The organism is Microbulbifer mangrovi (genome assembly GCF_002009015.1).
GTDB classification, from domain to species: Bacteria; Pseudomonadota; Gammaproteobacteria; order Pseudomonadales; family Cellvibrionaceae; genus Microbulbifer; species Microbulbifer mangrovi.
The window spans coordinates 68,844-83,739 of sequence record NZ_LZDE01000342.1 but is presented as its reverse complement, the minus strand read 5'-3'; the positions used below and the strand labels follow the sequence as shown (position 1 = coordinate 83,739).

The window sequence follows — 14,896 nt, the reverse complement described above, 5'->3', positions numbered from 1 at the left end:
GCGGATGCGGACGGTGATGCCGACGCCGATGGTGACAGTGACGAAGAGCCAGAGGATCTACCGAATGGCATATCCTACGTAGCCTTTGAGCTACAAGATGGAAGAATCGTCAAGGTCGAATACGGCGAAGATACCGACATCAAGGATCCGAGACATCCGGAGACGTTGGAAGAGTGCATCCTGGAAGAGTACGGCTCGCCGGTAGTCGGTGAGTACATCATCAAGGCAGGTAACGAGCATTACGATAGAGACGGAAACCCAAGAGACCCTGAAGACGATGGCTGGCCAGTGAATATGGCCGGTAACGTGGGTGGTCCGGGTGTCGAAACTATCGCGCTTGAAGATCTATGCGACGATGATGAGATGATGATGCAGACCGAAAGCGAATCATCTGGACTCATGACTGCGGAGCTCGCTTCAGAGCTGGATCAGCTGGGTGAACAGCATGGACTTGATCAAGACCAGGTCCAGGCACTGAAACAGTCGATCCAGGATCAGCTGGAGGATGCGCTCGACGATGTGATCGATCTGCTGGAACTCTCTGGAGGAGGAGACTCACATAGTGAGAACTCTGACGCCATGGGATCCTCGCACCAGGGTGACGGTGGGCAACCGCCGAGTCTGGAGGATCTGGTTGAAGACCTGTTCAACGACGATCCTTTACCCGGCCTGGGTTCCAGCAGCTTCCTCGGACAGAGTCTGTCGGAAGTGTTTGACCCCGGTGATTCGCCCGACAACTTGCCTCCGGATATGGATGACCCGATGAGAGATCTCTGGTCTCAAAATGGACACCATGATCTGTAGGTAAATTCACCATCAATAGCCCACTTTTTGGGCGCCTCAAGCACCGGGCCAAAAGCCCGGTGCTTTTTTTTTGAACTAAACTTAGTGCGGCATTAGGTATAACTACCCGCACAGGTTTGCGCTTTTGGCATTCGCTTGCGGAATAACAGTGAATAAATGTGAGCCAACAGTACGCGATGTTTTTGTCAGGGAAGGCTGCGCGTCGTATCGCCTGCCACATAGTCGGTGTTTCAGCTTTGCTGGCACTACCATTTTCATTGGCGGATGAGTCTGAGAATTCCTTTCAGACCATTAGTCCCAGTGACTTGCAGAGTGGATCTGACGCCAGTCCTTTCCTCAATGCACAGCCGCTCAACCCCTCAGTCACTGCCAGTTCGAATACCTGGCAGTTGGGCATCACTGAGGCTGTGCAAAGGGCCGTTGAGTGGCACCCGGCAATTGGTGAGTCCGTAGGCGTGCTACACCAGCAGCAGGAAAATATTCGCAGGGCGCGGTCCGGCTATTATCCCCAGGTCAATGTTGGTGTGATTGGTGGCTACGACAGCGAAACCAATGGGGATGGTGATGGGCATGCAGTTCAGCTATATCTTTCCCAAGTTCTCTATGACTTCGGAAAAATTTCCGGCAGCGTTGACTCCGCGACGGCCGGCGCGCGAGCGGCTCAAGCACAGGTATTACAGCAGATAGATGCAATAGCGCGGGATACGGCGGAGGCTGCCATTGAGGTTCAGCGCTATCAGGCGTTACTCGAGTCCGCCGATGCCCAGATTCAGGGGGTCTCTGCAATTTCCCGACTGGTCAAAATTCGCAGTGATCGTGGCGCGAGCACGCGTTCAGATGTCCTGCAGGCGCAATCGAGGATGGAGTCCGCCAGAGCCAATCGCCAGCAATTGCAAGCACAGCTAAACCGTTGGCGCAGTGTGCTGCAGAATCTGATGGGCGTGCAGCAGGGCGTTGCGCTGTCCATGGGATTACCTGAGCCGGTTTTGAATGGTTGCCTGGTCGATCCCATGCAGGCCAACTATGCGCCTGCGGTTTTGCTTGCAGAAGCGCAGCGGGCTGAGGCGGTAGCGCAATTGAAAGAAGCTCGTGCCCAGGCGTGGCCCACGCTATCTCTGGACGGCAGTGTTAACAGCTATCTCGATCAGGAATATGTGGATGCCAATGCCCTCAATGATCACGAAAGCGCGGTTTTTCTTAACCTGTCCATGCCAATTTACCAGGGCGGTCGGATCTCAGCCGGCAAGGAAGCGGCAAATTTTGCTATGCGCTCGGCGGAGGCAGCGAAGGACAATGCCAGGCTAACGGTGGCGCGGGATCTTCGTATTGCGCAGAGCCAGAGCCAAGGGCTGCAGCGAAGTGTATCTATTCTCGAAGCGCGCCTGCGTGCAATTTCCGAAACACGTGATCTCTACCGCCAGCAATATTCCTCCCTGGGTAGCCGCACCTTGATAGAGTTGCTGAATTCTGAGGAGGAGCTCCATCAAGCGCGAATAGAAAAGAACAATACAGAATACGACCTGCATAAATTACAGGTGGACTGCCTGTACACGGTGGGCGAAATCAGAAATGCATTTAATCTTCAGGGACGTCCCATTCAGGGAGTAGAGGTACTGCCGTAACCTCAGTTAATGGCAGCGGTTTGCAGGAAGTGGCAGGAGCCGTATATGCAAGACTCCGAAAGTGAGCAAAAGGAATACACACCCTGGGTGCACGCGATACTGGCGATTGCAAGGCACTACCGGCTCGAGTTTTCTGAAGAAAATATTCGAATAGCGTCACGTTGGGGCCAGCAGGAAACGGTTGAAAGTGTCGTGCGTAGTATGGCGCGGCAAGCGGGGCTGGTGGCCAGGTTTACAGAGTTCGATAAATCGATGCTGAGCCCGTGGCGCTTGCCGCTGGTAGTTCAGTTGCGCGGTGGACAAATTGGCGTTATCGAAACTACCGATGGCAAGGGACACCTCGCCGTTTCCTTCAGTGGCGACCGCGGTGCTGCTACGCGGATCAATGTCGAGTCCCTCGTTCCCTATATCATTTCAGTGGTGGTTTTGCGCCCGGCACACAATGTCGCTGACGCCCGTGTTGATGATTATGTGAAACCCCAGCAGAAACACTGGTTTCGTTCAATCATCCTGCGGGACCTGAAGCCATACGGGCATGTGATGATCGCCACAACGGTGGCGAACGTGCTGGCACTCGCGGGTATTCTTTTCTCCAAACAGGTCTACGACAGAGTCATACCGGCAGAGTCCACGCCGACTCTATATGTACTGTTCAGCGGTGTCCTGGTCGCTGTACTGTTTGATTTTATCATGCGCATCAACCGTATCCGCGTAACAGATTTGCTGGGGAAACGTGCGGATATCCGTGTCTCCGACCTGGTATATGGGCATGCGGTGCGGCTCCGCAACAGCGCCAAACCAAAATCCACTGGTGCGTTTACTTCCCAGATCCGGGAGCTGGAGCGGGTGCGCGAAATGGTGACTTCGACCACCATTCTTGCAATGGCAGATATGCCATTCTTCTTTCTGTTTCTCGGATTCCTCTGGTATGTGGCGGGCCCATTGGCGTTGATTCCGTTGGGCGCTCTGGTGTTGTTGATTGTTCCCGGCCTATTGGCTCAGAAAAAACTGGCGCGCCTCGCCGGTGAATCCATCCGCGAATCTTCTCTGCGCAATGCAATGCTCGTAGAGACGGTGCAGGGGATGGAGGATATCAAGGCGATGCAGGCAGAGCAGCGCTTCCAGCAGCAGTGGAACCACTACAACGCTGTTACGGCGGAATCCAACCTGCGCCTGCGAGGACTAATAGGCCGATTGGTGACATGGACGCACAATGTTCAGTCCAGTGTTTTTGCCGTCATTGTTCTGTTTGGCGCGCCGATGGTGATGGCCGGTGATATGACCACTGGCTCCCTGGTCGCCGCTTCCATCCTTGGGTCGAGGATGATGGCACCCATGTCGCAGATTACCCAGGTATTGAGCCGATGGCAGCAGGCTAAATATGCGCTCAAGGGATTGGACCACATCATGCAGCTCCCGGTGGACCACGCTGAGGGCAGCAAGCGTGTGCACCTGTCCTGTATAACCGGCAATTATCAGTTGCGTCAGGCATCCTTTAAATACGGAGCCGAGTGTGAGACGCCGGCGCTGTTAGTGCACTCGCTGAATATTCGCGCGGGCGAAAAAATTGCGGTGCTGGGGCGCAACGGTGCTGGGAAGTCGACTCTGCTACAGGCTCTGTCGGGCATGCTGGAACCCAGTGCTGGCGAGGTAATTCTTGAGGGAGTCAGTATGGGGCACATCGACCCCGCGGATACTCGCCGCGATATCGGCCTGCTGACCCAGAATGCCAATCTTTTTCATGGAACCCTGCGAGAAAATGTCACCCTTGGAGCGCCGGGCGCCACCGACAAGGAAATAATTGCCGCGCTGGATATGTCCGGAGCGCTCGAATTTATCCGCAAGCTTCCGAAAGGTATGGACCACGTGATATTGGAAGGAGGCCTGGGGTTGTCCGGAGGGCAGCGACAGTCGCTGCTACTGGCACGTCTGTTTATACGAAATCCCAGTGTGGTTTTGCTGGATGAGCCCACCGCGTCACTGGATGACATTACCGAAAAACGGTTTATCAAAAAACTGCAGCAGTGGGCGGAAGGGCGGACCCTGATATTTGCCACCCACCGTACCAGCACACTAAAGATGGCAGACAGAATACTGGTGGTCGATGGTGGACAGCTGCTTATGGATGAAAGCAAAGAAGTTGCACTGCAGAAGCTCTCCCAAAACTCACCACAAACTGGGGCACGGCAGGGCCAGGAAACAGCCGCAGAGAAACTGTCAGACAGTGAGCAGGTGAGCTGATGGCGAAAGAAGTGTCTGTTATGGAGCCCGACTCGTCAGCGATCAGCAGGCGAGAGGAACAATCTTCCCAAGCCGCCAACGTCGCAATCCTGGAAGCGGACTTCCACAATGCTGGTGCGCACTACGATAAAGATTCTGACGATGCGCAGCTTACCCGATCGAACCGCGTTATCTGGGTTTTTTTTCTCCTTCTCGTGTGTTTTGTCACCTGGTCTTACTTTGCCAAGGTAGATGAAGTGTCCAAAGGGCTGGGTAAAGTAATCCCCACTTCCCGGGCCCAGATTATCCAATCGCTAGAGGGAGGCATTCTGGCCCATCTGAACGTTACCGAAGGCGATATTGTCAAGCCGGGTGAAGTGCTTGCCCAGCTGGATCCGACCAAAGTTCGCTCCAATGTTGAAGAAGGTGAGGCGCGCTATCGCGCTGCACTGGCGAGCGCCGCGCGACTGAGCGCGGAAGTGAATGGAACCTCCCTCAAGTTTCCGGAAGAACTGAATGGCTTTGATGATCTTATCGCCAAAGAGCGCAGGTTGTTCCAGACGCGACAAAGCAGCTTGCAGGACTCCCTCAGTAGCCTGAAAGAAGCGCGAGACTTGATACAACGCGAACTCTCTATTACCCGGGACCTGGTGAGTTCCGGCGCCGCCAGCAATGTGGAGGTGTTGCGGCTTAGTCGTCAGAAATCCGAACTGGATCTCAAGATCAAGGATGTGCGCTCGGAATATATGGTGCGTGCCCGAGAGGAGTTGGCAAGCGTCAGTGCGGAAGTTGATGCGCTGACTTCGGTGATCGAGGGACGTGCAGATTCGTTGACCAGGCTCACCTTAAAGTCACCCGTTCGCGGGATCGTCAAGGATATTGAGGTAACCACCATCGGTGGCGTTATCCCGCCTAACGGGCGGCTTATGGAAATTGTTCCTCTTGATGATCGACTCTTGATCGAAGCGAAGATATCACCAAGGGATATCGCTTTTATTCACCCAGGCCAGGAGGCCAAGGTTAAGATCACGGCTTATGACTACTCGATCTATGGCGGACTGGACGGGAAGGTGACCACTATATCGCCGGACACCATCCAGGATGAAACCCGGCCCGGAGAGTACTTTTATCGGGTGCTGATCCTGACTGACTCTCATGCACTCATTAACCGGGCGGGAAAAGAATTTGCGATTGTGCCGGGTATGGTAGCCAGTGTGGACGTGAAAACCGGTTCCAAAACCGTGTTTGACTATCTCGTTAAACCTTTCAATCAGGCTGGTGAAGCGTTAAGAGAACGTTGATTTGTAGTCGCTCGGTTCGAAAGGAATATAGGGAAAGCGGCGCTTAATCAGTCGCGAAAATTGCCGGGAGCAAAATGCGGGGAGCACAGGACGGGTAAAGGTACAAGGAAATGCCATGTGTCGACAAATTATCACAGCCCTGCTGCTGATGACGGGATTGATGAATACCGCATCTGCAGAATCTGAACCTGAGGGTGTCAGATTAACGCTGGAGGCGGAGATAACCGTTACTAACGATACCAACAGTCCTCTCAGCGGATATGTACATCGTATAGCGGCGCCTGTCGCGGATCACATGCAGCAGAAACTGCTTGGGATTCGGCACGATGAGGTTAGCGAATTTGAGCGAAAGACGTTTAAACACGATGCTGGCGAGTACATGGAGCTGGAATGGGATATTCCGGCAAATAGTAAGTCAGTAAAGAAAGTCTATTTCGACTTGCTGGTTAACTCCTACGAGATATCCCAAGGCGAGAAGTACGGGCAACAGACAGAAACGGCTTTTCAGAACGAACTCCCGGACAAAATTTACCTTAAACCGGCCGAATATATCGAGTCTGACAACGATCAAATTCTGAAGCTCGCGCATCATATCCAGCGCACCTATAAAGATCCGGAGGCACAGCTGCGAGCGGCCTTCCTGACTCCACAGCAAATGATCCAGTATCGGCGCCAGTCAACGCGCGGAGCACTTTATGCAGTGTCTGCTCGTCAGGGAGATTGCACGGAGTTCGCGGCTCTGTTTGTGGCACTCGCGCGAGCCATGGGATATCCCGCGAGAATGACTTCGGAGTTTCTGTTTACCGAACATCGTACTTTTTCCCAGCCTAATCATCATGCTGCCGAGGTATATCTTGACGGCCGCTGGCTGCCCGTTGATGCGAACCTTGCACTGGACCCGAAATTTGGCTACGGGTTCGGTTCTGGTTCCCATAGCAAAATTGTATTGAACAGAAATTCAGTCTGGGTCTGGTCGAACCTTTGGCCCCGCGGCACGAGTAAACGACCCGGCAGTGTCGATGTAGATATGCAGTGGAAAATCTACGATATACGGAGGGATTGAGCATGTCTGGAAAATTGCCGGTAGATAGTGTCATGCAGGAGACTGGGGAAAATGATTATTCCGATTCTCCACTGCTGAACAACTGGGACGATGTGGGCATCCAATTACTATGTAATGCGGCAGTCCGTCAGGGGCTGGAAGTTCACTATCACCGTCGTCTGATTTTTGAAGTTTTCAATCAGCAGCAGAGAGTCGTATTTCGCCAAAACTCGCCGGGAAACTCTGCAGTATTTACCTATTGCGCCCGCCAGAAGCAGATTGCCAAAGACATCATGGCAGAGAATGGTGTGCCGGTGCCGTCTGGGGGAATATTTGAAAACTACTCGACGGCGCTTCGATACTTTCAGCAGGCCGGGGCTGCGGTCACGGTAAAACCAAATGATGGTTCCTCCGGAGCGGGGGTAAGCAGCAATGTTACCAGTGAGGAAGAGTTCAAAATTTCGTGGGTGTATGCGAGGAAACACGGTCGACAGATTATCGTCGAGCAGAATGTATTTGGCGAGGATATCCGTGTAATTGTGATTGCAGGTGTGGCACAGGCCGCCTATGTAAGAATTCCTGCCCATGTTGTAGGGGACGGCGAAAGTAGTATCCGGCATCTAGTGGAGCGAAAAAATGCGCTCCGAAAGAGAAATCCCAGCCTGCGTCTCGATCTGATAAAGCGATTCGACTTACTCGAACGCCAGAATATTGCTCTTGACCATGTTCCTTCACGAGGCGAGAAGGTGCAGCTTACCACCGTGGCCAATGCGTCGGCCGGTGGTGAGACCGTTCAAATCTTTGATCGACTGGATCGGGAAGTTCTAGCAGTCGCAGAACAGGCTGCACAATGCTTTCCGGGTTTGATTCAGGTCGGTGTTGATCTTATTTATACCGGCAATCGAAAAGCCGATAACCCGGGGCAGCGATCGTCACTCCCACCAGCCTATGTAATCGAGGTCAATTCAAATCCGGGTATTTGCGATGCGGTATTTCCATCCTATGGCCGCCCCATTGATGTTCCTGGAAAGCTGATCTCCCATGTGTTTTCGAGCGGGGCGCTGAACCAGGAAGGGCGGTCGCCAGTGCAGATTGCGCTGGCCAGGCCTTATCGATACGGAGAGTTTGACCGGGCCTTTCGACGGGGCGCCCTGCGCTCGGTTGACCTGATTGCCCAGGCGGCCTATGCCCATAACCTTCAACTGCAGTCATTGTCAGATACGGTGTTTTCCCTGGATTCCCAAGAATCGAGATGTATGTTTCACGGAGGTATGCCGCAAAGCGTACTGATGGTTACCAGGAAGATTACTCGCAATCGCAGCTGGATGGACGAGATTCTTCCGTCTAGTGTGGGATTCCGTCCGGAGGACAAGTCGAGGCTGAAACGCTTCCGTCTTCTGGTGGTAGGACGCAGGTTGGTTTCTGTGTTGCATATACGAGAAACTGGCGGTGATCGGGCCTCACTGCGTGAGGATGTCAGCGATCTGGTTCACCCTAGCGTGCTGCCCGTGATCGAGTCGACTCTGGCGGCGATATATGACCCCCATATTGTCGGGATTGATCTTTTTGTGGATGACATTTCTGCGGAAATAGATGGACAACCATGGCTTGTACAGGATGCGGTTTGTAATCCCCAGTTGGGTTGGCATCATTTCCCTGATCGCGGTTTAGGCAGGGACATTGCCGGTGCCCTGGTGCAGAGCTTGTTCCCGGAAGTCGTAACCGCAGAGCCTCCTGTTAAAGGACTACGACTGTTGATTGGTGGTCATGTTCAGGGCGTCGGTTTCCGGCGCTGGTTGAAGTTGATGGCGATCCGCCACAGTGTCAGCGGTTGGGTCAAGAACTTGCCCGATGGATCCGTAGAGGTGCTACTTGAAGGCAGCCCAACGGGTATAGCGGCACTGGAGAAATTGTGTCAGAAAGGTCCCGCTGACGCGAAAGTCGATTCCGTCAACAGTGAAGAAATTTGCTGTACTGGCAGGCTGGCATTTACCGCAATTGCCTGAAAACTGCGCTGTAATTTTGGCGCGTACATACCGCTTCGGATTGGTATGGATGTAAGTAACCAAAAGGAACTTGAGGTGGAGTAATGCACACCATTCGAACGGCATTCAGTACCCCGATTTTTATTCGGGATATGGAAAATTCTGACGATGTCAATGAACGGCTGACCCGGATTATTCTCGATATGGAGGCCAATACACCCGGAATGAAGCGGTCAAATATCGGCAGCTGGGACTCCAAGAAGGACTTGCTCGAGTGGCCGTTTGAAGAGATCCGAACTCTCAAGAAGTGGATCGCGTCGGGAGTAAAGGAAGTGACCCTCAGGGCCACTAAAAACAAGTTTAATCCCCATACGCAAGACATGCTTGCCCATGCCTGGGCAAATGTATCTCGTGCGGATAGCTATCGAAAAATTCACAACCACGAAGCCTGCACCTGGTCCGGTGTTTACTATGTAAAATCGGATCTTGTGAAAGATAAAAGTGTGAGCAGCGGCAACATTGAGTTTCTTGACCCGCGGATGTTATGTATTTCTGCGGAGCTGCCCAACAGTAGCTTTGGCAGCCGGGTGCGCGTGGTGCCACGCGCGGGTCGATTGGTTATTTTTCCCAACTGGTTGCTGCACTACGTCAACCCGGTGGAAGATGACTCTCTGCGTATCTGTATCGCGTTCAATGTAAAGCTGGATACAAACACCGTACGCCGCCGTGCGGGTACAATGCTACCCATGTTTCGGCATTCAAAAGAGGAGATATTCTCGGCGTCGCAAGCGGCTCAGCCGTTACCGGTTCAAGAAGAATCAGCCTCGATGGTATCGGCAGTGGAGATCGATAACGCCACTTTGCCCGGTAGTTCCGACTGACTGAGCCTCCGCCAGGCAAGCGATGCCGGCGGTGGTTGCGGGAGCCTGCCTCAGGCGGTTACTCCCGCATCAATCATTTTTTTTAACACTGCCGGTAAATTGCCGAAGTCGGAATCCCGCCGTGAACCCTTGATCAGAATGAGATCGCCTTCACTGGCAGTCTCCATCAGATAATTCGCCATTTCGCCAATGGACTCGAAGTGCGGACCAAGCAGGCTGTCGGGTAGCCGCACGCGCAGATAGCGCATCTCATCGCCATGGGTAATGACCAGCTGTACACCGGACTCTATAAGTGGCGTGGCAAGACTGCCGTGCAAGACCTCGGCCTCATCTCCCAGCGCGACCATGCGTCCCAATACGGCAATTTTTCGCTGGCTATCTGCCAATGGAATCTGTCCTAGTACAGAGAACGCATTCAGCATAGAGCTCACCGTTGCATTCCAGCTGTCGTCAATGACCTTGACGTTGCCGCCAGGAAACCGTAATTGGATTTGGTCCAGATGTCCTTCATCCAGCTTTAGTTGCTCCAGTGTCGCGGCTGCTTCCGGGATGGAACGTCCCATAGCGTAAATTGCGCACAGGGCGGCCACGGCATTATTGACCATACCGATACTGGGCGCGGGTATGTTCAGGTGGTGGGGTTCTCCCGCTACTTCTATCAGTACTCGACTGCCCTGGCCGTCGCCCTGGATGTCGAGTACACGTACTTCGGCGGTGTCACTGGGTCCGAAGATAATCACCCGTTTGGCGTGTTGTCGCGCTTTCTCCAGTATGTAATCGAAGTGCGGCAGGTGCTCGCCGACGATTGCCACAGCGCGGCCAATCAGTCCGTCGAAAATGCGGGACTTCCACAGCGCAGTATCTTTGGTGCTTTTTACCCGGCTGCTGGTCTGGGATACGCCTACCTCGGTGATCATTGCGATCGTGGGGTGTATACGTCGGGTGATGGGGCCTTGTTTCATCCACAGTGCGCTTTGCGCGACTTCAATAACAGCGGCTTGGTGCTCTGCACTAAGGCTCGCAAGCATCGACGGCGCACCGACCCGGGAATTGTAATTACCGAGACTGCTCAGCGCTCTCTGTTTGCCGCCGAGCATGTCCCTCAGCATTTTCACCGTGGAGGACTTACCCGCAGTGCCGGTAATGGCAATTACATCGCCACTGTACCGGTAGCGGGCGGCCAACCCGAGTTCAATGATTGCCTTGATCGGGTCGGCTACCTGTAACACCGGTAACCCTTCCGGTAATCCCGCAACCGGTCGTTGTACGATCACTCCGGAGAGGTTGTGTCCGGTGCGCATCACTATGTCCGGTAGCTTTTCGTGTAGGTCCCAGAGTGTGTATTTGTCCGGGGAGCTGCGTTCATGGTAGGCGCGGTCGCTACTCTTGTGGGCCACGAACATGGCGGGTGTGAGAGATTGTTCGATAAAGCTCTGCCCGGAAACCACACTGCGGGTAAACCAGCCCTGGGGCGGAGGCACCAGCCAGTCTCCCCCGGTCACATCAGCGATCTGTTGCGCGTTCCAGGTTTGTCCCGGCGTCTGGCGAAAGATGCTGAGAGGAAACTCACTGCGATAGGTTGGCGGCTCGCGTCCGTCGATGGTGTTGAACGCTTTTTGCTTGCTGCCAGCGACGCCGGTGCTTTTCGATGGTTTTTCCGGCGTCAGGATTCTCAGAGTAATAAGCTCATCGTTGATGGGCACCGGATCGATAACCGTTTCAGAACCTTTTATGCCGATCTGGATCTGCAGTTCACCGTTGCGTAATTGCCGGGACGCCGGTGGCCGCAGCCCGTAGTAGTCTCGATAGATGACCCCGGTTTGCCAGCTGCTGGTGGGCATTTGCCAGTCACAGGGATCGTGATCCATCGATTTTCCCCAGTAGGGCATGGAGGTAGGGGTAACCGGAACTGCGCGGATATCCAGACGAAGATTTTCGGTGGTTGGCTCAGCTAGGGTCCAGAAAGTTTCCACAAATATCAGTTGTCGCTTGTCGATGATTTGTGGGCGGCTGCGCATCCCTATCAGACGCAGGGGGCCAAATTCGCGCGCTGGGATGGCGGTATCGGCAGGTACCTGATCGACGGTCCAGGTCTTGTTGGGGGGACGTCTGATCTGGTCGAGTACCGCCTGGTTATACCGGGTTTGCTGTGCCAGTGGCGGTTCAGCGGATGCCCGGTTCGGTGGCGTCAGCGGACACTGTGCAGTGCCGTCCTGCATTAGGGAAATCTCTGTGCCCAGATCGTGGCATTTCTCTGCATAACGCTGGCTGACGGCCAACCCCTTGCGTCCATCCAGCTGCTGGCTGAAACCGAAACCGCAACCAACCGGGAAGAATCTTATGTTTTCCACGCCCCGATGACTGAGAGCGAGCTGGAATATCCCGCTATCTTTCAGCTTGCGACGCACGGAATCAAACAACAGATCGCCGGCATCGTGAATAATCGGACGGTCTCGGTAGATTTCAATTCCCTGTAGCACATGTGCGCTGGTGCCCAGCACACCATCTGCGCCTGCATCGATAATGCTGCGACCGATCGAGATTTCAGCAGCGGTGGGTGCTTCTTCGAGGTTTGCCCCCCAGTGTACTGCCACCAGTACTACTTGTGCTTTAGCGCGGGCGGCGGTGATACGCGGCTTGAGTAAGGCCATCCAGGCCTCGGGATCACGCAGGGGAAGGTAGGCGCAGCCTGCGCCGCGGGCACTTGCGGCAAAGTGCTTCTGGGTGGCATCAATCGAGAAAATTGCCACATTCAGGTCGCCGGCAGGTCGAATGGCGGGCGTCAGTGCGGCCTCCAGATTGCTGCCGGATCCAGTGTGTGCGATGCCCAGCTCATCCAGCCAAAAGCCCTGTTCGAGTAACGCCTGGTTTCCGTAGTCACCGCTGTGGTTGTTGGCGGTGGTCACCATGTCGATGCCGGCGTGGCAAAGAAGCCGCAACATTTCCGGCCGCGCGCGATAGTAGTAAGGCGACCCCTCTCCTTTATCTACGCCTTGTTCACCGCTGGTGGCTACCACGCACTCCAGGTTGATCACACTCAGATCTGCATGGTTCAGTGCGGGAATTTTTCCCAGAACAGTTTCCTCACCCAGCTCTTCGAGCCGGTAGTGTTGGCGCCGGGCGAGGTTGACGTCGCCACCCCAGGCAAGTACGGGGTGTTCGCTTTTCGCCGGCACCGGCACCGGCAGCGTGCTGGCATTGTTCGCGGGGGAGAATTCCGGCGGACAACTGCCTTTCAGCAGATACTTTCGGAAGGCCACAAACCCGGAGAGATAATGTTCGACATCGTCGATTCGCACCCGGAAGGCGTGGTGTCGGATATAAAAGCTGCCGGTAATCTTGTCGGGATTCTTGAAATACATGGCGTATTCCGGCCAGAAATACCCGTTCAACAGATACATCGCGCGGGTGTGCAGTGCCCGGTAGAACTTGCGCAGATCCAGCTGCTGTAGCAGGTGAGAAAACTCCTTCTCATTGCGCAGGCGCGTCACCATACGCTCCGCGGCCATCATCAGTTCGAGCAGGGTAGGGAAGGTGGTTATGCGGTCCAGCACAAAGTCCAGATACCCGGAAACATTCTGTATCCCGAACTGGTAATAGCGGGCTTCTGGTCGGTACAGGGTCAGTTCGTTGACACAGTAACTGAGCCAGTGGTCGTGTGCTTCCCAGTGATTATTGGCAATGAAATATTCAAACGCTTTTTCAACGATACCCAGCCAGCGGGGGTCTTTGGTGAGGCCGTACAAACGCATCAGGCCGAAGGCTGCTTCGCCATCGTAGTAGATAATTCGGAACTCGTCTTTCATGGAGAGTTCCGGATATTTCAGCACATGCACAAACTTTCCGCTCGCCTCATCCTGCATGAACTGGATACCGAGCGCGAGCTGTTCCATCAATTCACGATACTGCTCGCTGCCGGTCAGTTCCGTGTACTTCACCATTGCCAGCAGACATACCGCATTGCCCCCGAGTTTTATTTCCCCGTTTGCCTCCACCAGAAAAGCGGCTTCATCGCCGCCGGACAGGCTTGTCTTTTTGATCAGTCTGGTAGTGAGATGATGGAGTGCGCGGTCGATGGACTTTTTGACACGCTGATCACTGATCACTTCCCACCCCTCGATCATGGCGTAGGTAGAACTGGCGTGGCGCAGCGTATTGTAGGTGCCAATGGCGCGGTCGAAGCAGCAGTGCCAGCCGTATTCGAATCGTCCGTTGCGAAGTACCTGGCTGGCTAGGTAACGCGTGCTGGTATCGATCACCCGATGGCTGGTGGCTTCATCGAGATCCTCAATGATGCGGCGGCCTGCATTGCGGCCCGGTCCGTACAGGGGCTGCGGCGCGGTCTTGCTGTCGAGGAAAATACCTGCGGTACTGAGCAGGGTTACCGGAGCCTGCTCATCAAAGTTCAGCGGGGTTTTTTTGCCAAAGCGTTTGTCGGTGTAGGCACGGAACCTTTCCTGGTTAATCACCACGTGGGCAATTTTGTTGCCGCCATAGAGCATGGCGTTGCCATTCAGTTCCTGTTCCAGGAATGCCGTTTTCCAATCCGGATCCAGAGCAAGGCCGTAGCGAAAATACCCCCGTTTGGTTATCCGGAAACGTTGCTGCATGGCTTGCCAGTTCATGGCTTCGCTGTCGGTCACCCAATCGATTCGCAACCAGCGACCTTCCATTTTCGCGCTTTTGAGCAGCTTGCGGGCCTGCGATGCCAGCGTAAGCCACAGCGCGTCCAGATTATCCGACCGGCCATGGCAGACCCTGGCGCGCTGCTTGCCATCACTGACGGAAAAAAACAGGGTGTAGGGTGGAGGCAGTTCAGCCAGTTGCTGCTCGACAGCGGGGCGTGCGCGGAGCAGTAGATCGGATAGGGTATTGGACTTGGCCATGACGCAGATTCTTTCCTGTAACTCTTTATTGTTCGAGGCAGGGAAGAACGCCGTCTTGTGGTCGCGCCGGATATTGCCGGCACCGGGTGACAGGTGGACTGTGAGCGCTTCCCTGGCAACGCAATCCGTATTCCAGAGTATAGTTCTGCGACTTG

General features: G+C 54.4%; 8 protein-coding genes. 7 read left to right on the top strand and 1 reads right to left on the bottom strand.

Annotated elements, in window-relative coordinates; translation table 11 throughout:
• The 7 genes from B4U49_RS19135 to B4U49_RS16335 all read left to right on the top strand — a co-directional run.
• Positions 1-804: hypothetical protein (locus B4U49_RS19135; RefSeq protein WP_158078646.1), on the top strand; the 804-nt coding region annotated here is incomplete at its 5' end.
• A gap of 158 nt (positions 805-962) precedes the next feature.
• The gene (locus tag B4U49_RS16360; RefSeq protein WP_239692674.1) at positions 963-2,426 is read left to right on the top strand and encodes a TolC family outer membrane protein; all 1,464 of its coding nucleotides are present in this window, start codon (positions 963-965) and stop codon (positions 2,424-2,426) included.
• A gap of 45 nt (positions 2,427-2,471) precedes the next feature.
• Positions 2,472-4,667 (top strand): type I secretion system permease/ATPase, encoded by a 2,196-nt coding sequence (locus B4U49_RS16355; RefSeq protein ID WP_239692673.1) that lies wholly within the window; start codon positions 2,472-2,474, stop codon positions 4,665-4,667.
• On the top strand, positions 4,667-5,947 hold the full coding sequence (locus B4U49_RS16350) for an HlyD family type I secretion periplasmic adaptor subunit (protein WP_239692672.1): 1,281 nt from the start codon (positions 4,667-4,669) through the stop codon (positions 5,945-5,947). The genes B4U49_RS16355 and B4U49_RS16350 overlap by 1 nt, the downstream gene beginning before the upstream one ends.
• 115 nt (positions 5,948-6,062) lie before the next feature.
• On the top strand, positions 6,063-7,010 hold the full coding sequence (locus B4U49_RS16345; RefSeq protein WP_078085675.1) for a transglutaminase-like domain-containing protein: 948 nt from the start codon (positions 6,063-6,065) through the stop codon (positions 7,008-7,010).
• A 2-nt stretch (positions 7,011-7,012) separates the two neighbouring features.
• Positions 7,013-8,995: an acylphosphatase gene (locus tag B4U49_RS16340; RefSeq protein WP_078085674.1), complete on the top strand. Its 1,983-nt coding sequence runs from the start codon at positions 7,013-7,015 to the stop codon at positions 8,993-8,995.
• 83 nt (positions 8,996-9,078) lie between these two features.
• Entirely contained in the window at positions 9,079-9,855 is a 777-nt protein-coding gene (locus B4U49_RS16335) for a TIGR02466 family protein (RefSeq protein ID WP_078085673.1), read from the top strand.
• Between the two features lie 50 nt (positions 9,856-9,905).
• Here B4U49_RS16335 and B4U49_RS16330 read toward each other — a convergent pair whose 3' ends face one another.
• Positions 9,906-14,741, bottom strand: coding sequence for a CapA family protein (locus tag B4U49_RS16330; RefSeq protein ID WP_078085672.1), 4,836 nt, complete (start codon positions 14,739-14,741; stop codon positions 9,906-9,908).
• Positions 14,742-14,896 lie beyond the last annotated feature (155 nt).

Excerpts from the sequence above, each read along its gene's own strand:
- B4U49_RS16355 (WP_239692673.1), top strand. The coding sequence starts at position 2,472 with ATGCAAGACTCCGAAAGTGAGCAAAAGGAATACACACCCTGGGTGCAC.
- B4U49_RS16350 (WP_239692672.1), top strand. The coding sequence starts at position 4,667 with ATGGCGAAAGAAGTGTCTGTTATGGAGCCCGACTCGTCAGCGATCAGC.
- B4U49_RS16345 (WP_078085675.1), top strand. The coding sequence starts at position 6,063 with ATGTGTCGACAAATTATCACAGCCCTGCTGCTGATGACGGGATTGATG.
- B4U49_RS16340 (WP_078085674.1), top strand. The coding sequence starts at position 7,013 with ATGTCTGGAAAATTGCCGGTAGATAGTGTCATGCAGGAGACTGGGGAA.
- B4U49_RS16335 (WP_078085673.1), top strand. The coding sequence starts at position 9,079 with ATGCACACCATTCGAACGGCATTCAGTACCCCGATTTTTATTCGGGAT.
- B4U49_RS16330 (WP_078085672.1), bottom strand. The coding sequence starts at position 14,741 with ATGGCCAAGTCCAATACCCTATCCGATCTACTGCTCCGCGCACGCCCC.